The organism is Streptomyces solicavernae, from assembly GCF_029968095.1.
Lineage (GTDB): Bacteria > Actinomycetota > Actinomycetes > Streptomycetales > Streptomycetaceae > Streptomyces > Streptomyces solicavernae.
Genome location: NZ_JASCIR010000012.1, coordinates 147,229 through 170,487, shown reverse-complemented (window position 1 = coordinate 170,487; position 23,259 = coordinate 147,229). Strand labels below are relative to the sequence as shown.

General features: G+C 68.6%; 21 protein-coding genes. 11 read left to right on the top strand and 10 right to left on the bottom strand.

All coding sequences use genetic code 11. The features are described from left to right. The first annotated feature begins 6 nt into the window (after nucleotides 1-6). From QIS99_RS16670 to QIS99_RS16655, 4 genes are all read left to right on the top strand, one after another. Nucleotides 7-939 (top strand): ABC transporter permease, encoded by a 933-nt coding sequence (locus QIS99_RS16670; protein WP_282514171.1) that lies wholly within the window; start codon nucleotides 7-9, stop codon nucleotides 937-939. Beyond that, nucleotides 936-1,787 carry an ABC transporter permease gene (locus QIS99_RS16665; RefSeq protein ID WP_282514170.1) on the top strand — a complete coding sequence of 284 codons (852 nt, stop codon included), beginning with the start codon at nucleotides 936-938 and terminating at the stop codon, nucleotides 1,785-1,787. Before QIS99_RS16670 ends, QIS99_RS16665 begins: the two co-directional genes overlap by 4 nt. Continuing rightward, nucleotides 1,787-2,956 (top strand): ABC transporter ATP-binding protein, encoded by a 1,170-nt coding sequence (locus QIS99_RS16660; RefSeq protein WP_282514169.1) that lies wholly within the window; start codon nucleotides 1,787-1,789, stop codon nucleotides 2,954-2,956. The genes QIS99_RS16665 and QIS99_RS16660 overlap by 1 nt, the downstream gene beginning before the upstream one ends. A gap of 85 nt (nucleotides 2,957-3,041) precedes the next feature. Next, nucleotides 3,042-3,512: a cupin domain-containing protein gene (locus tag QIS99_RS16655; protein ID WP_282514168.1), complete on the top strand. Its 471-nt coding sequence runs from the start codon at nucleotides 3,042-3,044 to the stop codon at nucleotides 3,510-3,512. A 115-nt stretch (nucleotides 3,513-3,627) separates the two neighbouring features. Here the strand turns inward: QIS99_RS16655 and QIS99_RS16650 are convergent, their stop codons facing one another. The 7 genes from QIS99_RS16650 to QIS99_RS16620 all read right to left on the bottom strand — a co-directional run bounded on the left by QIS99_RS16650 (nucleotide 3,628) and on the right by QIS99_RS16620 (nucleotide 11,615). Next, the gene (locus QIS99_RS16650; protein WP_282514167.1) at nucleotides 3,628-4,218 is read right to left on the bottom strand and encodes a TetR/AcrR family transcriptional regulator; all 591 of its coding nucleotides are present in this window, start codon (nucleotides 4,216-4,218) and stop codon (nucleotides 3,628-3,630) included. 8 nt (nucleotides 4,219-4,226) lie between these two features. Beyond that, entirely contained in the window at nucleotides 4,227-5,078 is an 852-nt protein-coding gene (locus tag QIS99_RS16645; RefSeq protein ID WP_282514166.1) for an ATP-binding cassette domain-containing protein, read from the bottom strand. Continuing rightward, nucleotides 5,075-6,865: a dipeptide/oligopeptide/nickel ABC transporter permease/ATP-binding protein gene (locus QIS99_RS16640; RefSeq protein ID WP_282514165.1), complete on the bottom strand. Its 1,791-nt coding sequence runs from the start codon at nucleotides 6,863-6,865 to the stop codon at nucleotides 5,075-5,077. Before QIS99_RS16640 ends, QIS99_RS16645 begins: the two co-directional genes overlap by 4 nt. Continuing rightward, nucleotides 6,862-7,803, bottom strand: coding sequence for an ABC transporter permease (locus QIS99_RS16635; protein ID WP_282514163.1), 942 nt, complete (start codon nucleotides 7,801-7,803; stop codon nucleotides 6,862-6,864). The genes QIS99_RS16640 and QIS99_RS16635 overlap by 4 nt, the downstream gene beginning before the upstream one ends. A gap of 61 nt (nucleotides 7,804-7,864) precedes the next feature. Further along, nucleotides 7,865-9,355, bottom strand: a complete 1,491-nt coding sequence (locus tag QIS99_RS16630; RefSeq protein ID WP_282514162.1) for an ABC transporter substrate-binding protein — start codon at nucleotides 9,353-9,355, stop codon at nucleotides 7,865-7,867. 263 nt (nucleotides 9,356-9,618) lie between these two features. Then, on the bottom strand, nucleotides 9,619-10,608 hold the full coding sequence (locus QIS99_RS16625) for a methyltransferase (RefSeq protein WP_282514161.1): 990 nt from the start codon (nucleotides 10,606-10,608) through the stop codon (nucleotides 9,619-9,621). 68 nt (nucleotides 10,609-10,676) lie between these two features. Further along, complete coding sequence (locus QIS99_RS16620; protein WP_282514196.1) at nucleotides 10,677-11,615, bottom strand: aldo/keto reductase; 939 nt, start codon at nucleotides 11,613-11,615, stop codon at nucleotides 10,677-10,679. A 124-nt stretch (nucleotides 11,616-11,739) separates the two neighbouring features. On the opposite strand from QIS99_RS16620, the gene QIS99_RS16615 reads away from it, so the two are divergent. Further along, nucleotides 11,740-12,480 (top strand): SDR family NAD(P)-dependent oxidoreductase, encoded by a 741-nt coding sequence (locus QIS99_RS16615; protein ID WP_282514160.1) that lies wholly within the window; start codon nucleotides 11,740-11,742, stop codon nucleotides 12,478-12,480. Nucleotides 12,481-12,562: 82 nt separating this feature from the next. On the opposite strand, the gene QIS99_RS16610 is transcribed toward QIS99_RS16615, so the two are convergent. Next, the gene (locus QIS99_RS16610; RefSeq protein ID WP_282514159.1) at nucleotides 12,563-13,417 is read right to left on the bottom strand and encodes an alpha/beta fold hydrolase; all 855 of its coding nucleotides are present in this window, start codon (nucleotides 13,415-13,417) and stop codon (nucleotides 12,563-12,565) included. 70 nt (nucleotides 13,418-13,487) lie between these two features. Between QIS99_RS16610 and QIS99_RS16605 the strand changes: the two genes are divergently transcribed. Then, on the top strand, nucleotides 13,488-14,438 hold the full coding sequence (locus tag QIS99_RS16605; protein WP_282514158.1) for a GlxA family transcriptional regulator: 951 nt from the start codon (nucleotides 13,488-13,490) through the stop codon (nucleotides 14,436-14,438). A gap of 101 nt (nucleotides 14,439-14,539) precedes the next feature. Here the strand turns inward: QIS99_RS16605 and QIS99_RS16600 are convergent, their stop codons facing one another. Next, nucleotides 14,540-16,057: an amidohydrolase gene (locus QIS99_RS16600; protein ID WP_282514157.1), complete on the bottom strand. Its 1,518-nt coding sequence runs from the start codon at nucleotides 16,055-16,057 to the stop codon at nucleotides 14,540-14,542. Nucleotides 16,058-16,156: 99 nt separating this feature from the next. Between QIS99_RS16600 and QIS99_RS16595 the strand changes: the two genes are divergently transcribed. The 5 genes from QIS99_RS16595 to QIS99_RS16575 all read left to right on the top strand — a co-directional run bounded on the left by QIS99_RS16595 (nucleotide 16,157) and on the right by QIS99_RS16575 (nucleotide 22,134). Next, the gene (locus QIS99_RS16595) at nucleotides 16,157-17,266 is read left to right on the top strand and encodes a zinc-binding dehydrogenase (RefSeq protein ID WP_282514156.1); all 1,110 of its coding nucleotides are present in this window, start codon (nucleotides 16,157-16,159) and stop codon (nucleotides 17,264-17,266) included. Between the two features lie 48 nt (nucleotides 17,267-17,314). Beyond that, nucleotides 17,315-18,277: an aldo/keto reductase gene (locus tag QIS99_RS16590; RefSeq protein ID WP_282514155.1), complete on the top strand. Its 963-nt coding sequence runs from the start codon at nucleotides 17,315-17,317 to the stop codon at nucleotides 18,275-18,277. Between the two features lie 2 nt (nucleotides 18,278-18,279). Further along, nucleotides 18,280-19,287: an alpha/beta hydrolase gene (locus tag QIS99_RS16585; RefSeq protein WP_282514153.1), complete on the top strand. Its 1,008-nt coding sequence runs from the start codon at nucleotides 18,280-18,282 to the stop codon at nucleotides 19,285-19,287. A gap of 29 nt (nucleotides 19,288-19,316) precedes the next feature. After that, complete coding sequence (locus QIS99_RS16580; RefSeq protein WP_282514151.1) at nucleotides 19,317-20,561, top strand: multidrug effflux MFS transporter; 1,245 nt, start codon at nucleotides 19,317-19,319, stop codon at nucleotides 20,559-20,561. A gap of 196 nt (nucleotides 20,562-20,757) precedes the next feature. Further along, nucleotides 20,758-22,134, top strand: coding sequence for an MFS transporter (locus QIS99_RS16575; RefSeq protein WP_282514150.1), 1,377 nt, complete (start codon nucleotides 20,758-20,760; stop codon nucleotides 22,132-22,134). Nucleotides 22,135-22,215: 81 nt separating this feature from the next. Here QIS99_RS16575 and hpaD read toward each other — a convergent pair whose 3' ends face one another. After that, nucleotides 22,216-23,241, bottom strand: a complete 1,026-nt coding sequence (gene hpaD, locus QIS99_RS16570) for a 3,4-dihydroxyphenylacetate 2,3-dioxygenase (RefSeq protein ID WP_282514149.1) — start codon at nucleotides 23,239-23,241, stop codon at nucleotides 22,216-22,218. Nucleotides 23,242-23,259 lie beyond the last annotated feature (18 nt).

Below are 23,259 nucleotides of genomic sequence, written 5' to 3'. Positions count from 1 at the left end.
GACCGGGTGTCTGCTCCTTCGTCCACACTCCCGAACCACACCGGCATCGAGGCGGAAGCGCGCGCCCGCCCCCGGTCGGAGCACCGGCCCTTGTGGTGGACCGCCCCGGCCACCCTCGTGGCGCTCGTCGCGTTCGTGGCGCCGCTGGTGCTGGTGGCGACCACGAGTTTCCTGACGGACCAGGGCTTCACCAAGGTGGTGCGGCCGTGGACCGCGGAGAACTACACCGCGCTGTTCACCTCCCCTGCGCTGCGCACCATGGCCGCCAACTCGGTGCTGGTCGGTATCGAAACGGCCGTGGTCATCACGCTCGCGGGCCTCGCGCTCACGTACTGGATCCGGTACCGGGCGGGCCGGCTCGGCCCCCTGGTGCTTGCCCTGGTGATCGCCACGATGTTCGCCAGCTATCTCGTGCGGATCTATGCGTGGCGAACCATGCTCGGCACGCACGGCATCGTCAACAGCGCGCTCGAAGCCGTGGGAATCATCAGTGGGCCGCTGGAGTTCCTGCTCTTCAACCGCGTCGCCGTAGTGATCGCCGAGGCTCAGCTGTACCTGCCGATGATGGTGCTCATCCTGTACGGCGGTTTCCGCCCGATCCGTCCCGACTACCTGGAAGTGGCGCGCGACCTCGGGGTGAGCGGGCCGCGACTGTGGGGGCGGGTGGTGCTGCCCCTGATGGCCCGGCCCCTGGCCTCGGTGTTCGCCCTGTCGTTCCTCTTCTCCTCCACCGACTGGGTCGCTCCGCAGTTCCTCGGCGGCTCGGCCCAGATCATGCTGGGCCTGCAGGTACAGCACGACTTCAGTGAGACGGCTCAGTGGGCGGCCGGCGCGGCACTGTGCCTGACCATGGCGTGCGCGTACGCCGTGCTGTACGGCCTCGCGATGCTCGTGCTGCGGTGGTGCGGCGCGAAGGAGATCGAGTGGGGTGCTTCATGAGGCGTCGCCTGCTGTCCAAGCTGTCGTTCGGCGGCTCCTTCGCCGTGCTCATGCTGGCCTATCTGTATGCGCCTCTGGTGCTGGTGGTGCTGTACTCCTTCCACCGGACCGGGTCGCTGTCCATCCCCTTCACCGGCTTCTCGTTGCGGTGGTATGCCGAGGTGTTCTCCACCCCGCTGTTCCTGAACTCCATCCTGTACGGGGTCCAGGTGTCCGTCACCGTCACTGTGCTGGCGGTCGCGATCGGTGTGGCGGCGGCCTTCGGCCTGTCGCGTGCATGCTCGCGGGCGAGCGGGGCGGTCACGGGGCTGCTGCTGGCGCCGATGACCATGCCCGCGGTCTTCCTCGGCACGGGTGTCCTGATGTTCGTCCACCGTGTGGGCATCCCGAACTCGTTCTGGACCATCGTCCTCGGTCAACTGCTCGTGGTGCTGCCGCTGGTCGTGGTCATCATGCGCACCACGTTCGACCGGCTCGATCCGGCGGTCGAAGAGGCCGCCCGGGATCTGGGAGCGAGCGGTCTGCAGGTCTTCCTCCGGGTCACGCTTCCCGCCGTGCGGCTGGTGATCGCGGGCGCCGCGTCTCTGGCGTTCGTCCTGTCCTTCGACGAGTTCCCGGTCACGTTCTTCACCAGCGGCACCAACTCCACCGTTCCGCTGTACATCTACGCGTTGCTCTCGCGCACCGTCGACCCTTCGATCAACGCGGTCTCGTCCCTGCTGATGTTGTTCACTTTCGCCGTACTGGGTGTCTCTGCCCTGGTAGTACTGCGCAACGCACGGCGCGGTGGCGGTGCGCTGCGCGGCGGCCAGGTCCGGTCCGGTGACGACCGAAGAGAGGTGTCGTGATGTCCTGGGATCTCGAAATCCGTGACGTGTCCCATGAGTACCGAGGCAACGTCGCATTGAACGATGTGTCGTTGTCGTTCGGGGAAGGCGAGTTCGTCACCCTGCTCGGCCCGTCGGGGTGCGGGAAGACGACGCTCTTGCGCGCCATTGCCGGATTCCTGACACCTCGAAGGGGCCGCATCCTGCTCGGCGGTGAGGAGATCACCGGCAGGTCACCTGACCGGCGACCGGTGAACATGGTCTTCCAACGCCCCACCCTTTTCCCGCACTTGAACGTGGCCGACAACATCGCGTTCGGCCTGCGCGTCGAGCGCCGCGGCAAGCAGGAGATCGCCCGCCGGGTCGAGGACATGCTTGGGCTCGTCGACCTCGCGGACTTCGGCGGGCGCCGCGCCCACGAACTGTCCGGCGGTCAGATGCAGCGGGTGGCGATGGCGCGGGCGCTGATCAAGCGCCCCCGGGTGCTGCTGCTCGACGAACCGCTGTCCGCTCTCGACCTCAAGGTCCGGCTCCAGATGGAGGTCGAACTGCGCCGCATGCACCGGGAAACCGGGGCGACCTTTGTGCATGTGACGCATGACCAGCGCGAGGCGCTGGCGCTGTCGGACCGGATAGCTCTCTTCGACCGGGGCCGGTTGGTGGAGTTCGCCGCACCCGAGGAGATCTACCGACGTCCGAATTCTGCGTTCGCGGCGCAGTTCGTCGGCGACGCCAACGTACTGCCGGTCGATCTCGTCCCCGCGGCCTTCGGCATGGCAGTACAGCTCGGCGAGGTGCGGATGCCGACGCCGCCCGACCCTGCCGGCGGAACCCGCACGGACGCCGGGCCGGCCTGGCTCATGGTGCGCCCCGAATCGATCCGGGTCAGCCCGGTGGGGGCAGGCGGGACCTCCGGGCGGCTCCGGGGGTCGGTACTGGACACCGCATACCGCGGGGACGTGTTCAGCTGCCGTCTTTCGGTGCCGGGGGTTCCGGTGCCGCTGAAGGCGGAGGTGCCGGTCGAGGAGGGCGTCCTTCTGGACGTCGGGGCGGACGTCGACCTTGCCTGGCCCCCTGAGGCCGGGCGAGTACTGCCCCTCGATCGCCCCCCGGCCGTGCCACCCGTGCCTGCGCCGACGGACAACCGTCGTGCGGGGCGGAACAAGGGCAGCGCGGATGCCCTCGCCTAGGTTCGGACTGCCGGCGTTCCGTGGCGGCCGAACCCCCGGAAACGGCGTCAGCAACACACCTTCATGCCCCTTCAGAGGAGATGAAATGGCGAGCAAGTACGAGCACCTCTTCGTCCGGACCATGGGGAGCTGCGTGGACGACCTGGTCAACGAGGGCGCCGTCGCAGGCCTGCCGACGCCGGAGAACGTGGGCGAGGCCTTCGCGCTCATGCGCTCGGCAGACGTACCGCAGAGCCGGATCCACATGACCTACTGCTGGATCAACGAGTGCTCGTCGTCCGTGCAGTGGGTCAGCGAGCACGAGCACGACTACGACGAGGTGCTGATCTGGACCGGGAGCGACCCGGACAACCCCCAGGATCTCGGCGCGGAGATCTACTTCGACATCGAAGGGGAACGCCACACCGTCACAACCAGTGGGTCCGTGTACATCCCTGCCGGGACGCGGCACTGTCCCCTGGGCTTCCACCGCGTCGACCGCCCCTTCCGCTTCAGCGCGCTCTCGCTCAGCCCCGAGTACGCCTCGGACGAGAACGTCCCGCGCGAGGGGCGCTGACGGCAGAGAACGGGAACCCAACTGCGCAGCTGGGCCACGCCGGTGGGGTGTGGCCCAGCTTCTCGTCCGGTTGAGCCGTAGTCGGTCCTGATGATCACGGCTCCTGGGGGCCGGATCAGCCGACGATGTTCGTCATCAGCCGGTCGACATACGCACGGTGTTCCGGAATCAGCGCGCCGTCGGGAAACATCACGCAGGTGACGTTGGCCCCGATGGACATGCCGATGACCTCACCCGCGAGCGTGGTGACGGCAGATGCGTCGGCGGGCTCGCCCTTGCCTCGGGCTTCGGCGATCCGCTCGGCGAGGCGCCTGCGCCACTCGCGCAGATGGTCGCGGTACAGCGAGGCGAGGTCCTCGTTGGCCACCGAGTGCTCCCACAGCGCGAGTAGCACGCGGGCGGAATCTATGCGGTACGTGTCCAGTGGCAGCGTCGCCTCGATGTCATGGCGCAGGGCCTCTTTCGGGTCGAGCGACGGATCGTGTTCTCCGGTCCGCTCGTTCATCTCCGCGAGCACGCTCTGGAAGGTGGCGGCCACGATGCTGTCTTTGCTGGGGAAGTACCGCTTCAGGGCGCCATTGGCGAAGCCCGCCTCAGTGACAATGCTCCTCATGGTCGCGGCTTCGAAACCGCCCTGAATGATGAGCTTCTTCGCGACGGCGACAATCTCCCGCCGCCGCTGATCGTGGTCGATAATCTTCGGCATAGTTGTTCCTACGGTACCGGCGACCCCGTCGGCGACTGCAGTCCGAGCCAGCTCCGCCTGCGTTCGGCCTGCCGGGCCGGGTCGGCGACCGGAGACGCCAGGAGCAGCCGGCGCGTGTAGGGGTGCTCGGGGTTGCGCGTGATCGTCTGGTTCGGTCCGCTCTCGACGCACTCTCCCCGGTACATCACCGAGACACGGTGGCAGATGCGCCGTACCACCCCGAGGTCGTGAGACACGAAGAGGTAGGAGACTCCGGTCTCGCGCTGGATGTCGATGAACAGGTCGATCACGGCAGCCTGCGTGGTCAGGTCGAGCGCGCTGACCGGTTCGTCACAGACGATGAGGCGCGGGCGGCGCACGAGCGCTCGGGCGATGGCGATGCGCTGGCGCTGGCCGCCGGAGAATTCGCTGGGGTAGCGCGTCACGGTGTCCGCGGGGAGGCGTACGTGGTCGAGCATCTCGGCCACCGCTCGATGCGCGTCGGCCCGGCTGGTGCCGGCGGCGGTGAGGGGCTCGGCGAGGATCTGTCCGACCGTGAGTGTCGGGTCCAGCGAACCGTACGGGTCCTGGAAGACCACTTGGAGGTCGGCGGCCAGGCGGCGCCGGGCGGCTCCCTTGAGGTGGGTGATGGGGCTGCCGTCGAAGGTGATGCTGCCGGAGGTGACGTCGGTCAGCCCGAGGATGGCCTTGCCGAGCGTCGACTTTCCCGATCCGCTCTCGCCGACGAGGCCCACGCATTCCCCCGTCCCGATGGTCATCGAGACACCCTTCAGTGCGCGGAAGGTGGTGCGGCCGCGGCGGTAGTCGACCACGAGGTTGTCCACGGCGAGCAGGGGCGTTTCGTTCGTCTCGGTCTTCATGTGCGCACCGTCCGTCCGGCCTTGTTCCAGGCCGCGTCCAGTTCGGCGCGGCTTTCGGTGTCGTCCTGCGAGGCGTGGATGAGTTCTGCCGTGTAGGGGTCGCCGGGTTGCGTGAAGATCTGGTCGACCGGACCGGTCTCGATGATCTTTCCGTCCTTCATCACGGCGACGCGATCGCAGATGTCGGCGACCACACCGAAGTTGTGCGTGACGATGACGAGTGCCATCCCGTACTCCTGCTGCAGTTCGCGCAGCAGCTCAAGGACTTCGGCCTGCACGGTGACGTCCAGCGCCGTGGTCGGCTCATCCGCAACCAGCAGGCTGGGGTTCCCCGCGACCGCGCCTGCGATCAGTACGCGCTGCGCCATCCCGCCGGAGATCTGGTGCGGGTAGGAGGCCAGCACGCGCTCGGGATCCGTGATGCCTACCCGCACCAGGATGGCCCGTGCCCGCTCCTTCGCTTCGTCCTTCGACAGCTCATGCACTGCTCGCAGGGGTTCGACGAGCTGGTTTCCGATGGTGTAGCAGGGGTCGAGGTTGCTCATCGGCTCCTGGGGCACGTAGCCGATCCGGGTGCCCAGCAGCGCATGGCGCTTGGCCCGTGGCAGGTCGCCGACCGGCCGGCCTGCGATCCAGACGCCGTCCGCGGTGCTGTGGCCTTCGGCCGGCAGGAGGTCCAGCGTGGAGAACACGGTCTGCGACTTCCCCGACCCGGACTCGCCGACGATACCGAGCACTTCACCGGGGGCGACGTCCAGACAGACCCCCCGTACGACTTGCTTGTCACCGTCCGGAGTGCGGTAGGTGACGCGGAGGTTCTCGACTCTCAGCGCGCTGTCCTCGACGGCGTGGACCAGATCGCCGCTGCGGGCTCCCTCGTCGCGCGGCGGTGCGGCGGGTCGGGCGCGCCGGGACACCGGTTCGGTGCGCACGCTCACCAGGTCGCCGAGGGTGGAACCCATGAAGGCCAGTGCGGCGATGGTGACTCCCAGTGCGGCTGACGGCCACAGGAGTATCAGCGGGTGGGTCAGCATGGTGCGGAACCCGTCGTTCATCATCTGTCCCCAGTTGGGGTTCGACGCGGTTCCGATGCCGAGGAACTGCAGACCGGCCTGCATCCCCATCGCCACACCCGCGGTGAGGGCGGACTGGATGATCACCGGGGCGTGGACGGCGCGCAGCACATGGGCGTAAAGGATCTTGGTGTGGGTGAGCCCCGCGACGCGGGCGGCGTCGATGTAGGGCTCGTTGCGCACGGCGAGCGTCTTCGAACGGGACATGCGGTAGTAGCCGGGGGCCATGAAGGCGCCCACCGTCACCATCAGAACGGTGAAGTCGCCGCCCGTGCCGGCCGCGACGATGAGGAGGACGATCATGCCGGGTACCGACTGGGCGGCGTCGCTGATCCAGGAGCAGATGCGGTCGGCCGGGCCGCCGAAGTAGCCGGCGGCCACCCCGGCGGGCACTCCGAGCGCAACGCCTGCCAGGCACGCGACGGCTGCTCCGTACAACGTGGTGCGCGCCCCGAAGAGGAGTCGGCTGAAGATGTCCCGGCCTGCTGAGTCGCCGCCCATCAGATGACCGGGTGCTGGCGGCGTCTGGGTGAGGGCGAAGTCGACGAAGTTCGGGTCGTGCGGCGCGATCAGCGGGGCGAACAGTCCCACGAGTACGACCAGCAGGAACACCGCGAGGGCGGCGACGCCGGCTGGGCGGCGCAGGTACCGGGCCCAGAGTCCTTGCTTGCCTGGGGATGGCGTGATGTCGGCGGGGAACGCGGCGTCGGTCATTGCTCTCGCACCTTCGGGTTGACCCACCCGAGCACGAGGTCGAGCAGGAAGTTGATGACGACGACGAAGACGACCGTGACGACGGTCAGGCCGAGCAGGACCGGGATGTCTCCGATCTGGGAGGCCGACTGGGTGAGGCTGCCGATGCCGGGGAGGTTGAAGACGATCTCGACGACGATCGCTCCGCCCAGGAGCCCGACGAACATCACCGCGAGGACGGTGAGCGCGGCAGGCGAGGCATTGCGCAGTACGTGGAGCGTCACGCGCCGGGAGGACAGCCCGCGAGCGCGCAGGGTGCGGACGAAGTCCTGGTTGTTCACCTGAAGGAAGCCGTTGCGCAGCTGTTCGGCGATCATCACGATCGCGCCGAGAGCCAGCGCGATGGACGGCAGGGTGATGGAGCGGAGCCAGCCGGTGCCCGAGTGCACGAGGGGGACGTAGCCGACGGCGGGAAACCACTGGAGCTTGATCGCGAAGACCATGACGAGCACCAGGCTCACCCAGAACCCGGGCAGTGCGAACAGGACCACTGAGGCCAGCTTGAGGCCGCGGGCGAGGATGCCGCTCGGCCGCAGGCCCGTGGCGACCCCGACGGCGAGTCCGACGACGGCCGCGAGGAGTGTGGCCGCCACGACCACCGACAAGGTGACGGGGACACGCAGGGCTATCTGGTCGGAGATGGGCTGGAAGTTGCGCCACGACGTACCGAAGTCGCCTTGTACGGCGTGGGAGAACCAGTCCCAGAACTGTGTGAGGAGCGCGCGGTCCAGACCGAGTTGTTCGCGCAGTGCCGCACGCTGGGCCGGGGTGGCGCTGTCGCCGAGCAGGCCGGCCGTGGGGTCGCCGATGGCCAGATGCGCCAGGAAGAAGGAGGCTGAGGTGACGACCAGAAGCAGGACGGCTCCTGACAGCAGTCGCCGGAGCGTGAATTTGATCATGTAGGGACCCCTCTGGGGGCGTCGGGCATGCGCCTACCGGGCGGCCGACGCCGAACGGGAATTAGCCGCGCTGGATAAACCGCAGGGTCGGGAACATCATCCCGGTGATGGGGGTCACCGTGATGCCCTTGATGCTGAAGTAGGTGTTGTTGGCCTGGTACCAGACGTTCTGCCAGGCCTGGTCGGTGACTTCCGCGTTGAGCCGGCGGATCAGCGCGAGCTGTTCCTTGCCGGTTGTCGCGCCTATCTTGCGGAGCAGTTCGCTCAGTTCGGGGAAGGCCTCGGTCGAGGGGTTCGGGTTGAACCACTGACGGGAGGTGATCCGGCCGTCCACCGACGCCGCCGGGTTGGAGTCCAGGGCCAGGACCGCGATGAACATGGGGAAGGTCGCGGCGTTCTTCTGGTAGTCGGCCGGCGACATGTTCTTCCAGGTGACCTCGATGCCGAGCTGGCCGAGAATCTGCTGGACGGCGGGCTGCCAGCCCTGGAAGATCGAGGACATCGGCATGCTCACCCGGAACCCGTCCGGATAACCCGCTTCGGCCATGAGCCGCTTGGCCTTGTCCATGTCGAATGCGTACCGGTCGTTGAGCGAGGCGTCATATGCGGCGTCTCCCGCAGGGAACACCTGGTTGGTCGCCACCCCGGCGCCCTGGCCCACCGACTTGAGGATCGCGGCACCGTCGAAGGCGTGGTTGATGGCTCGACGCACCCTCACGTCACCGAGTGGCTTCAGCCGCTTCCCCGTACGGTCTGTGAACTGCAGGCCCACCCAGGTGGCTACCTTGGACTGGATGTTCCAGCCGTTCCGCTTCGCGTGTGGAATGTCGGCTTCGTTGGCGTAACTGACGTTCAGCTGGCCGGAGAGCATGGCGTTGAAGCTCGCGGTCGGGTCGGGTATCGGGAAGATGCTCACCGTGCCGAAGGGGTAGGTCCCGCTGTCCCAGTGCCGCGCCTTCTTGGTGAACACGTACTGCGAACCCGGTGTCGAACGGCCTGTGTTGAAGGTGTACGGGCCTGAGCCGACCGGCCGCGCGGTGAGCTGCTCGGCCTTGATCGCCGCGGGGGAGGCCATCCAACTGCGCCCCAGTCCCATGTAGTAGAGCAGGGCGTCGTCCTTCTTCTTCAGATGGATGGCGATGGTGTCCGGGTCCACCTCCCTGACGTCGTCGACGTTGGCGTAGGTCTGCCCCGACCGGACGCCTGCCTTCAGATGCTTGAGGTTCTGCACGGCGGCCGCGGCGTCGAAGGACTGCCCGTCGGTGAACTTGACCCCGGTACGCAGATGCATCGTGAGCGTTCGGCGATCAGAGGAGTACTTCCACGAAGTGGCAAGGGCGGGAATGGGGTTCGAGTCCTTGTCGAGGGCGACCAGCGGGTCGTAGACCGCGGACAGGTAGGGGCCGTCGAAGCCGATATCGGCTTTCGCGGGGTCCCAGGAAGTGACATCGAGAAGGGTCCCGATCCTGATGCCGTCGTCGGGTCGACTACCGGTCGTGGCACCGGCGTTCGTACAGGCGGCCAGCGCGAGCGCGAGAATCGCGACAAGCATGGCTCTGCAGGTCCTCTTCATGGAGTCTTCTCTCGGGTAAGAGGGGCACTGATGCCAGATCGAGCCGGAGAGGAAATCGCAGGTCCTCGTCGCCGCCGCAGCGCTCGGCCCCAAGGACGGATGTGGGTGCACAGAGTTCCCCTGCACGCCATCTCAGCGTCGTGGCCGTTAGTCTACGGTCGTCGGCTAAAAAGGCAATGGCCCTGCCACAGCCGATCGGCACGTGGCAGGGCCAGGGTTCAGCTCGGCTCCGGGACCAGGCTTCAGACCGCCTCAGCGACGATGACGCGGGGGCATCCGGGAAGCGCCAGCACCTCACGCCGGCGCCAGCCGGCCGCATCGAGCCACTCCCCCACTTCGGACTCCGGATAGACGACCGTGCCGTCGATCACGAGGTACTCGCCCGCATGCAACGCGTCGATGGGGCGCTGGCGTTCGTCGTCATCCAGCAGGAAGTCGAGCAGCAGCAGCGTCGCTCCGGTCCGTGCGGCGGCGCGGGCGCGGGCGAGGATGGTGCGGTTCTGCTCGGCGGTAAAGCGGTGGATGACGTGATTGACCATCACCAGATCGTGGTCTCCGCCCGGTTGGGCCGTGTCCGTCGCAGCGGGATCGATCCGTGCGCGGTCCGCGACGCCGGCCGCGTCGAGGGCCTGGGCGATGGCCTCCGAGGAGCCCGGGTCGAAGACGAAACGGGCCTCAAGGTCGGGGTTGGCCTGCAGGGCTCCGATGGCGAAGGCCGGCGAGAGCCCGCCGAGGTCCAGCAGCTCGCGATAGGGCCCGAAGTCGAACGTGCGGGTGAGCATGGCGGCGTGCAGCGCGTTGTAGCGCATGACCCCTCCCATGAACGTCTCCCACCGGGCCGCGTCCATGTCCAGCTGACCTGGCTTGCTCGTGTCGACGGTGTCGTCGAACTGGAGCCAGTGGCCGTAGCTGATGTCGTTCAGAAAGGCGAGGAAGGGATTCAGGTCGAGGTCGCCTTCGCCCGTCAGGTACGCGGCCGAGTCCGGCGCGAGCCGGTAGCGGCCGTCGCTGCGTTCGAGCAGCCCAAGACCGTTCATGGCGTCGCCGAGGATCCTCGCCATCCGCTCGCTGACTCCGGTCGCCGCGGCCAGGCCCTCGGCGTCGCGCTCACCCTCGGCGAGCGCCTGGAACAGGCCGGTGCGAGCGGCGGCGAAGAGCTGCTTCGCAGCCATGTAACCGATGGCTATGTCGACGATGCGGCTGGGCGTGGCGGACGTACTGGATGTGGTCATGGTGTCCTCCTGAAATGTTGGCAGGGGTGTTGAGCAGGTTCGTGAACGGCCTTCGGTGCCGCGGTGCGTCACCCGGTGCCGTCCGCGGCGACATGCCGGTCGAGCCACAGGTCCGCCGCCGCCCTCCGCAGTTCCGGGGCCCCCACGCGGTCCAGCAGCGCGAACGCCTTGAGGTTGTCCTGGAGTTGGGCGTACCGGGAGACGCCGACCAGCACGTTCGCGGTGGCGGGGTTGGCCAGGCAGAAGGCGATTCCCAGCTGGGCGGGTGTGGCGCCGAACTGATCGGCGAGCCGGCGCACTTCGCCGTATGAGGCGGTGATGCGCTTGCGGATGCCGCCGATGTCGGCACCGATCTTGCGGTCCGGTGCGAGATTGCCCACGAGCATGCCGCCCTCGAAGACGTCGGACGCCTGAAGGGCCAGCTCCCCGGAGTCGAACAGCGGGGCGTAGTAGGGGCCTTCGGCCATCGAGCGGCGGACCAGGCCGTACTTCAGCTGGGCGAACACCGGGGGTATCAGATCCCGCTCGCGAGCGATGTCGATCGCCGCGCGCAGGTCACGGTACCGCCAATTGTTGACACCCCATACGGCGAAGCGGCCGGCGTGGATCTGTTCGGCGACGTCGGTCACCACTCGCTCCACGTCGAGTTCGCCGAGGTAGTCGCCGACCACGACCATGTCGGCGCTCTCCACGCCGACGCGCTCCAGCGACGTTTCCATCTGCTGTGTGAAGGGGGTCGTGGGGTAGTCCCAGAGCCAGAGTTTGCCGCAGAACTGCCAGTCGGCGCGGGCGAGTCCGGCCTCGCGCACGGCGCGACCGAAGATCAGATCGGTGCGGGCGTTCTCCGCGTGCGGGCCCATGTTGTAGTGCGCGACGTCGAAGAACGCGCAGCCGAGCTCCGCTGCTTGCGCGACCAGGGAGACGGCGTCATCGAATGCCATGCGGTCCCAGGTGTTCCAGGACCCCAGTGCCAGCGCCGGCACATCTGGGCCACCTGGGCCCAACATGCGGCGGGGTACGGACTGTGCAGCGCTCAAAGCTCCTCCGAAAGCCTCGGCAGCTTTTTCGTCTACACCTGTATACTATAAAGCCGTTGCCGTGACACGGGTCGCGGCGTGAGGGGGAGTCACGATGAAGCGACCACGCACTGTGCTCGTCACCGGTGGCGCGGGCGGAATCGGCCGAGGGGTCGCTGCGGCCTTTGCGGCAGCGGGCGACACCGTGGTGATCGCCGACCTGGACGCTCAGCGCACCAAGGAGACGGCGCGGTCCCTCGGCATTCACCACCGCACCCTCGACATCACCGATGCCGACGCGGTCTCCCGTGAACTCGACGTAGTCCACGCGGAGTTCGGGCCGGTCGAGGTGCTGGTGAACAATGCGGGACTGCTCACCGTCCATGGCACACTGCTCGAACTTCCGGGAACCGACCTGGACGCCATCCTGCGTACCAATGTGGTGGGCACGTTCCTGATGACCCAGCAGGTCGCCCGCCGTATGGTCGACGCAGGGCTCTACGGGTCCGTCGTCAACATCTCCTCGATCGGCGGCAGGCAGCCCACGCCCGGCATGGGCGGCTACGAGAGCAGCAAGGCAGCGGTGGACGCGCTCACCCGCTGGGCGGCGATCGAGCTGGCCGAGCACCGCATCCGCGTCAACGCCGTCGCGCCGGGTCCTGTCCTCACCGAGATGATGGCCGTCGGCCTGCCGGAGGGTTCACCGCAGCGCCAGGCCTGGGAAGACCGCATCCCCCTGCGCAAGTTCGCGACGGTGCATGACGTCGCGGCGGCCGCCGTGTTCCTCGCCGGCGACACCGCCGCCCACATCACCGGCACGAGCCTGGCGGTGGACGGCGGCCAACTGCTCAGCTAGGCAGTGTCCGTAAAGTCCCGCCGTCCGCCCGGAAGGCGGGCCCTTCGTATCAGCTGGTGAGCGGCATCAAAGCTGAACGGCCCTACTGCCTCTGCCTCGTGAAGAAGTCGGTGAGCGCGCGGCCGATCCGGTCGGGTGCGTTCTCCGTGGGGATGTGATCCGCATTCGGGATACGGAGGAGCGTGGTGTGAGGCATCTCGGCGGCGAACCGCTCGGCGTACGCCACCTTCTCGTGGAGATCGTCCTCGCCCCAGATCAGCAGCTTGGGCACGGTAGACCGCCGGAGCGCGGGAACGAGGTCGAGGGTGTAGCGGTTGTCGGCCGCTCCAGCCAGGGCCAACCAGGAGCGGCGCACCTGCTGATCGGTCCACGGGTCCGCGTATTCCGCAATCAACGATTCTGTGGCAACACCGGACAGCACCCTCGCAATCGCCTGCCGTCGGGCGACGAGCACACCCTCGCCCGCGTCCGAGTCCGCGTCCGAGTCCGTGTCCCGGAATTGGGCCACATGGGGCGCGGGCCAGGAATCGTAGAGTACCGAGTTGACCAAGGCGAACCGAGACACGTCGAGCCGGTCATGGGCAAGGAGGTGCTGGGCGATGGCGCCGCCGATGTCGTGGCCGGCCAGGGCGATGGGTCCGGAGAGGTCCAACGTGGAGACGAATCGAGTCACCCAGTCGGCGAGGGCTGGAACCGTGGCCGTTTCTGGCGTGAGTTGGCCTCCTGAGCGGCCAAGGCCGGGGAGGTCGACCGCGAGGGGCCGGAGTCCCGCGTCGGCGAAGTGGTCGAGTACTGGAAGCCAGACCCGGCTCCAGTACGTTCCGTGCAGCATCAGCACGGGCGGGGCGTCCTGCCGCCCTGCGGTCAAGTAGCTGGTCGGCTCGCCGTCGACTTGGACCGCGGTCCTCAGCACTGTCGTTTCGGTGGGTTCGCTCATGGGCCCACTGTGTCCTGTGCGGGCCGTCCGACCGAGAGTCCAGAAAGACATCTGAGGGTACAATCTTGCCATGCGTCCTCATCGGGTGGTGGCTCTGGTCAATCCGCCTCAGTCGCCCTTCGAACTCTCCTGCGCCACCGAGGTCTTCGGCAACGCCCTGCAGGACGAGCCGCCCCGCTACAGCTTCGGGATCTGCGCCGAGCAGCCTGGCCCACTGCTGACCACCGCCGGCTATGCGATGGTCGTCGACGCCGGGCTGGAGGCTCTGGAGCAAGCAGACACCGTGATCGTCCCCGGCTGGCAGCCGCCCGGTGCCCCCGCACCACCGGCCGTCACCACGGCGCTGCGGACCGCCCACCGGCGCGGGGCGAGGATCACCGCCATCTGCACGGGGGCCTTCGTTCTCGCCCAGGCCGGACTGCTGGACGGCCGGCGCGCCACCACCCACTGGCGCGACACCGCCCGACTCGCCGCCGCCTTCCCGCAGGTGCACATCGACCAGGACGTGCTCTTCGTGGACCACGGCGACGTGGCCACCAGCGCCGGAACCGGCGCGGGCATCGACCTGTGCCTGCACCTGGTCCGTTCCGACCACGGCGCGGCATATGCCGCGCAGATCGCCAGAAACATGGTCCTGCCGCCGCACCGGGAGGGCAGCCAACTCCAGTACGCCACACAGCCCAGACCGACCAAGACGGACGAGTCATTGGCACCCCTGCTGGAGTGGGCCACATCCCGGCTCGACACCCGACTGACCCTCGACCGGCTCGCCGAACGCGCCGGGCTTTCCAGCCGGACCCTCGCCCGGCGCTTCACCGAACAACTCGGCACCAGCCCAGGCCAGTGGCTGCTCGACCAACGCATCGACGCGGCACGTGTCTTGCTGGAACAGACCGACCTGCCGGTCGAAGCCATCGCCACCCGCGTCGGACTCACCTCGGCAGTCAACCTGCGCCGCCGCTTCCGGGCACATCTCGGCACTACACCCGGCGCCTACCGACGCACCTTCAGTCAAACCTGATGGGCGGGGCCCGATGTGAGATCTCCACGGGCTACCCCCCGGCCATTGGTCCCGCTTGGCGGGCAGGGCGCCGGTAGGGAGTGGCGCTGGTGTCCGCGTAATCAGGCGCTCTCCGGCACCGTCACACGCACGCCGCGCTCGTAGACGACCTTCCCGTCCAGGATGGTGAGTTCCACATCGACATCGGGCAGTTCGGCGGGTGTCAGGGAGAACGGGTCCGCGGCGAGTACGCAGAGGTCTGCGACCATTCCCGGCGCCAGTGTGCCCTTCCAGGACGCGGCGTGATCCTGGCGGGCAGGCTCCACCGTGTAGCAGTGCAGCAGCCGGGCCATGCGTCGCCCCGGGTCGGCCGCCGGGCCCATCCACTCATCGGCAGCGGCGATCTGGCGGCGCCAGTCCGGTGACAGCACCGGCGCGTCGGATGTCAGGCACAGCGGAACCTCCGCATCGAGTGCCGCCCGCAGCGGCCACGCGGCCGAGGCAGATCCGGCACCGAGCGCGTCGTCCACCAGGGAGCGGGTGCGCACCGCGATCTCCGGCTGCATGTCGAGCCCCACCCCGAGCGCGGACATCCGGCGCAGCTGCGGCCCGGTCACGAGGTCGCCGTGGATGATGTAGTGCCTCAGGTCAGCGGACTTCTCGGCCTGGGCCCGTTCGATCGCGTCGAGCGTGACGTCGATGGACCGGTCCCCGGTGGCGTGCACACCGACCTGCTGACCCGCATGGTGCGCGGCGGTGATCATCCGTGTCAGGTTCGCCTCCCGGTCGGCGTCGTCGACCCCGGCCACGAGGAGCGTGGCACTGACTCCATCGGCATAACAGCGGTGCGTATAGGCCGACTTCATCGGCGGAATGCCATCGGCGAATATCTTGACCCCGGCGAACCGGAGCCACCGCGGGTCGCTCGCCCCGCCGTGCGTCGCCCCGCTGTCCGTCGCCCCGCCGTGCGTCGCCCCGCTGTCCGTCGCCCCGCCGTGCGTCGCCCCGCTGTCCGTCGCCCCGCTGTCCGTCGCCCCGCTGTGCCTCGCCCCGCTGTCCGTCGCGGCGATACCGGAGAGGAAGTGCTCCAGGTCACTGGGTCCGTCGAGCTCTCCGTACAGCCTAAGGACCGTGACCCTTGCACGCAGTCGCCCTTCTGCGGCGAGCGCGCGGTACTGCTGTGCGACAGAGGTGCCGAAGGCGCCGGTGGCGCCGCCGTCCTCGCCGGGACCGAGCCCGGGTTCGGTATAGCTGGTGATGCCGAGCGAGGATGCGAGTTGCCCTGCTCGCAGGATCGCGCGGCGGCGCTGTCCCGCATCGAGCAGCGGACGCTCCGGTGCCGGTCCCGGGGCAGTGTGCTCACCGAAGAGGGTGTCGGGCCACATCGCGCCGAGCCAAGTCGCGTGCAGATGCGCGTCGTTGATGCCCGGCAGTACGGCTCGCCCTGCGAGGTCGACGATCTCGGTCGCCGTACCCGCGAGCTGCATCACCTCCGCGTCGCTCCCGATGCGCGCGACGAGTCCGCTCCTGAGGGCGATGGCAGTCGCTCCTCCGCAGCCAGAGGCCATGGAACGGACCACGCCGCCTCGCAGGATGAGATCGGCCGGTGCGGTGCGGGCATCTCGGTCGGCTGTGTGCACGGCGCTCCTCGTTGTCTCCGGGGTCTCGACATTTAAGTCGACGACCGTAGACTAACCCATCGTCGAGCACCGGACACACGCTCAACTGAAGGAGCATCAATGGACTTTCCCTCCTCGACACGTGCCGCCGTGCTCACCGAGCACGGCGCCGCACTGGACCTCACGGACCTCCCGCTGCCGGAGAAGCCGGAGCCGGGCGCCGCCCTCGTGCGCATCGCCTGTACGACGCTCTGCGGCACCGATATCGAGATCTGGTCGGGGAAGATGAGCTTCCCCGGCATGCTCCCGATGGTCCTCGGCCACGAGATGGCCGGCGAGATCGTCGCCGTGGGCGAGGACACCCGGGACGCGCTGGGTCGCGAACTCTCCGTCGGCGACCGCATCGGCTGGTCGGAGTCGACGTGCGGCGCATGCCACGGCTGTACGGTGCTGCGCCGGCCGGTCGCGTGTTCCGACCGCGGCTACGGGTTCCGGCAGCGCGCCGACGTACCGCCCTATGCCACAGCGGGTCTCTCCGAGTACGCCTATGTGGTCCCCCGAGCGGCCAAACTCCTGCTGCCCGACGACGTACCCGACACGTGGGCGGCGATGGCCGGCTGCGCTGCCAAGACCGTGCTCCGCGCATACTCCCGGGCCGGCGGCGTACGTCCCGGCTCACGTGTCGTCATCCAGGGTTCGGGCGCGCTCGGGCTCTTCGCGACCGCGGTGGCGTCCATCGGTGGAGCCGGCACCGTCATCACGGTCGGTGCTCCCGCGGCGCGCCTTGCGCTGGCCCACGAGTTCGGCGCGGACCATTCCGTCGACATCGCCGAGGGCTCCGACGGAGTCGTCGACCAGGTGCAGGAACTCACGGACGGTCACGGCGCCGACCTGGTGCTCGACTTCGCCGGTGCTCCCTCCGTCGGCCGGGAAGCCGTGGCGATGGCCGCGCAGGGCGCGCGCCTGGTCGTCGTGGGCAGTACCGGTCCGGTCGCGGAGCCGCTGCCTCTGGGCACGGTGATGGGCAAGGAACTCAGCATCGTCGGTTCCCTCAACGGCGACATCGCCGACTATCACGAAGCGATCGGCTTCTTCCGTTCGTTCCGTGACCGCATGCCGTGGGACCGGCTGTTCAGTGCGCCCGTCGGCCTGTCACAGGCCTCTGCGCTCATCACCGCGATGAGCGAGCACAAGGAGATCAAGGCCGTCATCGACCCCCGTCTCGCCTGAACGCCCCCGGAAAGGAAGCCAACCCACCTACAACGTAAGGAAGCACACGTGACCACCGCAGTACTCCCCCAACGCCGCATCGGCACCAGCGACATCGAGGCATCCGCCCTGTCGCTCGGCTCCTGGCACACCTTCGACCGGATGGACTTCTCCGACGCCGTCACCATGGTCCGCTACGCCGTTGACCGCGGCGTCAACCTGTTCGACGTCGGCGTGTACGGCATGCCGGGCACTCCCCCTGTCTTCACCGACGTGCTGTGGAGTGCCGTCATGCGGGCGACCGGGATCGCCCGGGACGACTACCTCGCGTCGGTGAAGCTGTGGATCGAGGGCTTCGGCGAGGAAGGCTTCGGGCCGCAGCTGAAGAACGCGTTCCTGCGGACCGGACTCCAGCACGCGGACCTGGTGATCCTCGGCGACCTGCGACGCGACGACGTGCGCCTTGAAGACCTGGTCGGCGACCTCGCCGCCCTCCAGAGCGCCGGGCTGATCCGGGCCTGGGGCGTGAACAACTGGTCCGCGGCGAACATCCGCTCCCTGCGCCGCATCGCTGCCGAACAAGGCGTGCCCGGACCGCAGATCGCCCAGCTGAAGTACAGCCTGGCGCGCCGCGCCATTCCCGACGGGGCACCGTTCGCCGAACTCTTCGCATCGGGATTCAGCATGCAGGCGTCCGACGTCCTGGAGGGCGGCATCCTCGCCGGCCGGACCTCGCCCTCCCGTGAGATCGGCCGCGACCCCGGAGGGATCCGGGAGGCGATCGTGGCGAGCGTCCCGGGGATCACCGAGCTCGCCGGGAAGCTGTCCACCACCCCGGCCCAGCTCGCGATCGCGTTCACGCTCACTCACCCCGCCAACGTCTCCACGCTCGTCGGCGCGACGCAGCTGGAACAGGTCCGTCAGAACGTCGGCGCCCTGGACCTCTTGGAGCGGCTCGGGGCCGACGAACTGCGCTCTCTCGTCGAGCCGTTCTGGGTAGACCGCGGCATCGTCGACCCGGAAGGCCCCTGACCGTGACCGTGCGCCGACCCCACCAGCAGCTGCGTCCCGTCCCCTATGACCCGCAGCTCGAACCCGGCCTCGCGGCCTGTCGTGACCTCATCGAACGCATACCCCTGCGCGCCGACACGATTCTCGCCAACCGCGCGCACTTCGCCACGATCGTGCCGCCCGTCGAGGAGGCCATCGGCGACAACCCTGTGGAATTTGAACACGTCACGGTGGCCGGACCCCCGGGAGCACCGGACGTCGACCTGACCGTGCTGCGGCCGCGCGGCGTCACCCGCGACGCGCCGGGGATCTACGGGATCCACGGCGGCGGCATGGTGCTCGGCAACCGCTTCTTCGGCGTGGCCCAACTCGTCGAGGAAGTAGTGAAGTTCGGCGCCGTAGCAGCCACGGTCGACTACCGCCTGGCCCCCGAGCACCCGGCGCCCGCTGCCGCCGAGGACTGCTACGCGGGGCTGGCCTGGTTCGCCGGGAACGCCGTCGGCCTCGGCATCGACCCGGCTCGCATCCTCGTCAGCGGCGCGAGTGCCGGCGGCGGCCTGAGCGCGGCGGTCGCACTCATGGCCCGCGACCGGGGCGGTCCCCCGCTCGCGGGACAGATACTGGACTGCCCGATGCTCGACGACCGCAACGAAACGGTGTCCAGCCTGCAGTACGACGGCATCGGCATCTGGGACCGCACCACCAACGCAACCGGCTGGAACGCCCTGCTCGGCGCGGACCGGGGCACCGACGCCGTCTCGCCCTACGCGGCGCCCTCGCGGGCCGGTGACCTCTCCGGGCTGCCGCCCGCGTACGTCTCGGTCGGCGCGGCCGAGGTCTTCCGCGACGAGGCGGTCGACTACGCCACCCGGATCTGGGCGACGGGCGGCCAGGCGGAGCTGCACGTGTGGTCCGGCGGATACCACGGCTTCGCGGGCTTCTCCGCCGACGCCGACGTGTCCCGGGCGGCGGTGGCCACCCGCGAGTCATGGATGCGGCGCGTCCTCGGTACCGCCGGCCGACCCCTGTGACGACGGACGGTGCGCGTGGCACGCGCGTAATGAGCGCGCGCCGCGCCGCGTTCGTACTGGGGTCGCTTGAGGTCTTCGGGCCGCTCTCGATGGATCTGCCCATGCCGCTCCTGCCCCGGCTGGCCAAGGACCTGCACACCTCTGACAGCCTGGCTCAGGCATCGATGTCGGTGTGCATGCTCGGGCTCGCTCTCGGCCAGTTGGTGGCAGGTCCGCTCAGTGACCGGCTGGGGAGACGGAAGCCGCTGCTGTGGGGGGTCGGGCTCTTCGCGGTGTTCTCGCTGCTGTGCGCGTTCGCCCCGACGATCGAGCTTCTGCTCATGACCCGGTTCCTGCAGGGCATCACCGGTGCGGCGGGGGTCGTTGTCGCGCTCGCGGCCGCACGCGACATCGCGTCGGGCATCGAGCTCGCGCGGCTGCTCAGCCTGCTCGGACTGGTCGGAGCTCTGGCGCCGATCCTGGCTCCGGTCGCGGGCAGCCAGCTCGCCGCCGTCATGGACTGGCGGGGGCTCTTCGTCGTGCTTGCCGGTATCGGCGCCACCCTGCTGGTCGTCTCGGGCACTCTGCTGCCCGAGACACTGCCGCCCCACCAGCGGCACCGCGGAGGGGTCACCGAGACCGGCCGACGGTTCGTCGCAGTTCTGCGCGACCGCCTCTTCGTCTGCTTCCTGCTGGTCGGAGCGTGCAGCGGCACGGCCTTCTTCACCTACCTGGCGTCCATCAGCTTCGTGCTGCAGGACGGCTTCCACCTGACCCCCCAGGTGTTCGGGATCGTCTTCGCGATGAACGCGATCGTCGCGGTGCTCGGTTCGCTGTTCAACCGGGCGGTTGTGCGTCGAGCGGGTCCCGCGCGCATGTACGTCGCGGGCACGACCGCGATCGCCGTCGCCTCGCTGGGGCTGCTCGGCACCGCCGTCGCGGGGCTCGGTCTGACCGCCCTGCTCGTCATGCTCGCGGCGGTGCTGTTCTGCTACGGCGTCGCCGGTCCCAACAGCTCGGCCCTCGCCCTCGCCGGCCACGGTGATCGTGCCGGTACGGCAGCGGCGATGCTCGGCATGTCGGGGTTCGCCGTCGGCCCCGTAGTGGCCCCCATCGCCTCGCTCGGCGGCAGCGCCGTGACGACCATGGTCGTCACCATGGCCGCCGCCACCGCCGTGGCATGTGTGCTCGTCTGGACCACGGTGCTGCCCAGGCTCGGCCTCCGCGGGAAGCCGCCGTGCGCGAACGTGTCCGGCGACGGGGACACGGCGGGACGCCACTGCTCCCCACGGTGACGGCCGACAGGCTGCCGGCGCGGCAACACAGGCCGCGCAGACCGCAACGGGCAGCTACTGACCGTTGCATCATATCTAAAAAAATATATGATCTGGCATGCGACGGCCATGCCTATCGCAGGGCGCTCCTGTCTCGTCGCATCCGATCTCCGCGGTCCCGGTGATGGGTCGATCAACGGCAAGGGAGAAATGCCTCGTGTCGAAATCCGTACTGCCTGAGCCGTCCTCGAGCCCGCCCCCGGCGACCACTTCAGATCGCAGACGGGTCGCGTTCGCGACCGTCGTCGGCACCACGGTGGAGTGGTACGACTTCTTCATCTACGCGTCCGCCGCCGCATTGGTGTTCGACCAGCTCTTCTTTGCAGGCCTGGGGGCGAACAGCACCCTCGTCGCCTTCGTCACCGTCGGGGTCAGCTTTCTGTTCCGGCCCCTGGGCGCCTTCCTGGCCGGGCACTTCGGCGACAGGTACGGACGTCGAAGGGTCCTGGTGCTGACTCTGATCCTCATGGGTGCCGCGACCACGTTGGTCGGTGTTCTGCCGACGTTCGACCAGATCGGCATCGCCGCGCCACTGCTTCTGATCCTGCTCCGTATCGTGCAGGGCGTCTCGGCGGGCGGCGAGTGGGGCGGTGCCGTGCTGATGGCCGTCGAACACGCTCCGCCGAAGCGGCGCGGCCTGTACGGGGCTTCGCCGCAGATCGGTGTGCCGCTGGGGCTGCTGCTTGCTTCCGGGGTGCTCGCTCTGATCACGCTCGTGCTGCCTGACGACGCGTTCCTCTCCTGGGGCTGGAGAATCCCGTTCCTGCTCAGCGTCGCCCTCATCGGCGTCGGACACTACGTGCGGCGTCGGGTCGAAGAGAGTCCCGTGTTCAAGGAGTTGGCGATACGCCGCGAGCGGACCAGGACGCCCCTCGTCCAGCTATTCCGCCGACATTCGGGGCTCGTCCTGGTCGCGGCGCTGATGTTCGCCGGGAACAACGCCGTCGGATACATGACAACGGGTGGCTACATCCAGAACTACGCGACCGACCCGCAGGGCCCACTCGGGCTGGACCGCGGTCCGGTGCTCTGGGCGGTGACGGCGTCCGCAGCGACCTGGCTGCTGTCGACATGGATAGCCGGGGCCGTCTCGGACAGGATCGGTCGCCGCAGGACGTACATGATCGGCTGGCTCGCCCAACTGGCCGGTGTGCTGGCCCTGTTCCCACTGGTCAATACGGGCGACATCGGACTGCTCACCCTGGGGCTCATGATCCTCACGATCGGTCTCGGGCTGACCTATGGTCCGCAAGCATCCTTCTACGCGGAGCTTTTCCCTGCTTCGATCCGGTTCTCGGGCGTATCCATCTCGTACGCGATCGGGGCGATCATCGGTGGCGCCTTCGCCCCCACCATTGCCACCGCACTCGTGAGCGCGACCGGCACGACCACCTCGGTCATGGTGTACCTCGCGGGCATGACCGTCATCGGCCTCATCGCCACCCTCCTCCTGCGTGACCGGACCGGCATTCCGCTCGGCCCCGACCACGAGTCCGAGCAAGCGGTCAGCCCGCTCCGGTTCAGGAAGCCCTGACGGCCGGCAACTCGCTGGTCACGGAGGAAAAACACGTGTGCCGGGTGGCGGTTCTCACCGCCGCCCGGCACACGTGGTGTGTCAGCCGTCCTGCCCGGCCGGATCGACGATGCCGAGGCCGTCGGCACCGACCTGTACTGCGGACTCGTCCAGCAGGGACTCGGCGACCGGTTGGAGGCGGCCGTCGAGGTCGAGGACCGGGGAGGCTTCCTTGTACCACGACTCGATCACCGCGTTGCCCCAGAAGTCGCGGCGGCGGTCGTCGCGTACGTTCCAGCGGTAGGTCTCGTGGTCGGGGTCACCGGTGTAGTAGTCGGAGGTGTAGATCTCCACGCGGTGGCCGTCCGGGTCGCGCAGGTAGACGTAGAAGGCGTTGGAGACGCCGTGCCGCCCCGGGCCGCGTTCGATGTGGTGCTCCTTGCGCAGGGAGCCGAAGATGTCGGCGGTACGCAGAACGTGGTGCGACTCGTGGGTGGCCACGCCCACATGGTGCAGGCGGGGACCGGCGCCGCCGGTAAAGGCGACGTCGTGGACGGTCTGTTTGCGGTACATCCAGGCCGCGTACAACTCGTGTTCGTCGCCCTCGATGGTCTCCGAGCAGCCGAACCCCAGTGCCTCGTAGTGGGCGTAGGCGGCGGGTATGTCGGGAGTGCATATGTTGAAGTGGTCCAGGCGCGCGATCTCGGCGCCACGGCGCAGGTCGTAGCGCTGGATGAGGCGCTCGGCGCGTTCGATGTCGTGGAAGAACTCCACGGGGAAGCCGAGCGGGTCGATGACGCGGACGGCGTCGCCGACTCCCGGCGTGCCCGCGCCCTTGGGCACACGCCGGACGGGCCTGCCGAGGTCGGTGAAGTACTGTGCGGCGCGATCCACGTCCTCGCGGGAGCGGACCCGGTAGGCGATGTGATCCAGGGCCGCGGTCTCGCCTCTGCGCAACACGAGGGAGTGGTGGGTGAGTTCGTCGGTACCGCGGAGGCAGAGCAGGGACGCGTCCTCGTACTGGACGTGGAAGCCGAGCATGTCGACCCAGAACCAGCGGGACTTGGGCAGGTCGGTGACGACGAGTTGAGCGTAGGCGGAGCGGACGACATCGGGAGGGGTACTCATGAAGTGCGGCTCCTTGAC

Coding starts and splice junctions, on each gene's coding strand:
- QIS99_RS16580 (WP_282514151.1), top strand. CDS start 19,317: ATGAGCGCGCGCCGCGCCGCGTTCGTACTGGGGTCGCTTGAGGTCTTC.
- QIS99_RS16625 (WP_282514161.1), bottom strand. CDS start 10,608: ATGACCACATCCAGTACGTCCGCCACGCCCAGCCGCATCGTCGACATA.
- QIS99_RS16655 (WP_282514168.1), top strand. CDS start 3,042: ATGGCGAGCAAGTACGAGCACCTCTTCGTCCGGACCATGGGGAGCTGC.
- QIS99_RS16610 (WP_282514159.1), bottom strand. CDS start 13,417: ATGAGCGAACCCACCGAAACGACAGTGCTGAGGACCGCGGTCCAAGTC.
- QIS99_RS16635 (WP_282514163.1), bottom strand. CDS start 7,803: ATGATCAAATTCACGCTCCGGCGACTGCTGTCAGGAGCCGTCCTGCTT.
- QIS99_RS16660 (WP_282514169.1), top strand. CDS start 1,787: ATGTCCTGGGATCTCGAAATCCGTGACGTGTCCCATGAGTACCGAGGC.
- QIS99_RS16605 (WP_282514158.1), top strand. CDS start 13,488: ATGCGTCCTCATCGGGTGGTGGCTCTGGTCAATCCGCCTCAGTCGCCC.
- QIS99_RS16650 (WP_282514167.1), bottom strand. CDS start 4,218: ATGCCGAAGATTATCGACCACGATCAGCGGCGGCGGGAGATTGTCGCC.
- QIS99_RS16665 (WP_282514170.1), top strand. CDS start 936: ATGAGGCGTCGCCTGCTGTCCAAGCTGTCGTTCGGCGGCTCCTTCGCC.
- QIS99_RS16595 (WP_282514156.1), top strand. CDS start 16,157: ATGGACTTTCCCTCCTCGACACGTGCCGCCGTGCTCACCGAGCACGGC.
- QIS99_RS16630 (WP_282514162.1), bottom strand. CDS start 9,355: ATGCTTGTCGCGATTCTCGCGCTCGCGCTGGCCGCCTGTACGAACGCC.
- QIS99_RS16615 (WP_282514160.1), top strand. CDS start 11,740: ATGAAGCGACCACGCACTGTGCTCGTCACCGGTGGCGCGGGCGGAATC.
- hpaD (WP_282514149.1), bottom strand. CDS start 23,241: ATGAGTACCCCTCCCGATGTCGTCCGCTCCGCCTACGCTCAACTCGTC.
- QIS99_RS16645 (WP_282514166.1), bottom strand. CDS start 5,078: ATGAAGACCGAGACGAACGAAACGCCCCTGCTCGCCGTGGACAACCTC.
- QIS99_RS16620 (WP_282514196.1), bottom strand. CDS start 11,615: ATGTTGGGCCCAGGTGGCCCAGATGTGCCGGCGCTGGCACTGGGGTCC.
- QIS99_RS16640 (WP_282514165.1), bottom strand. CDS start 6,865: ATGACCGACGCCGCGTTCCCCGCCGACATCACGCCATCCCCAGGCAAG.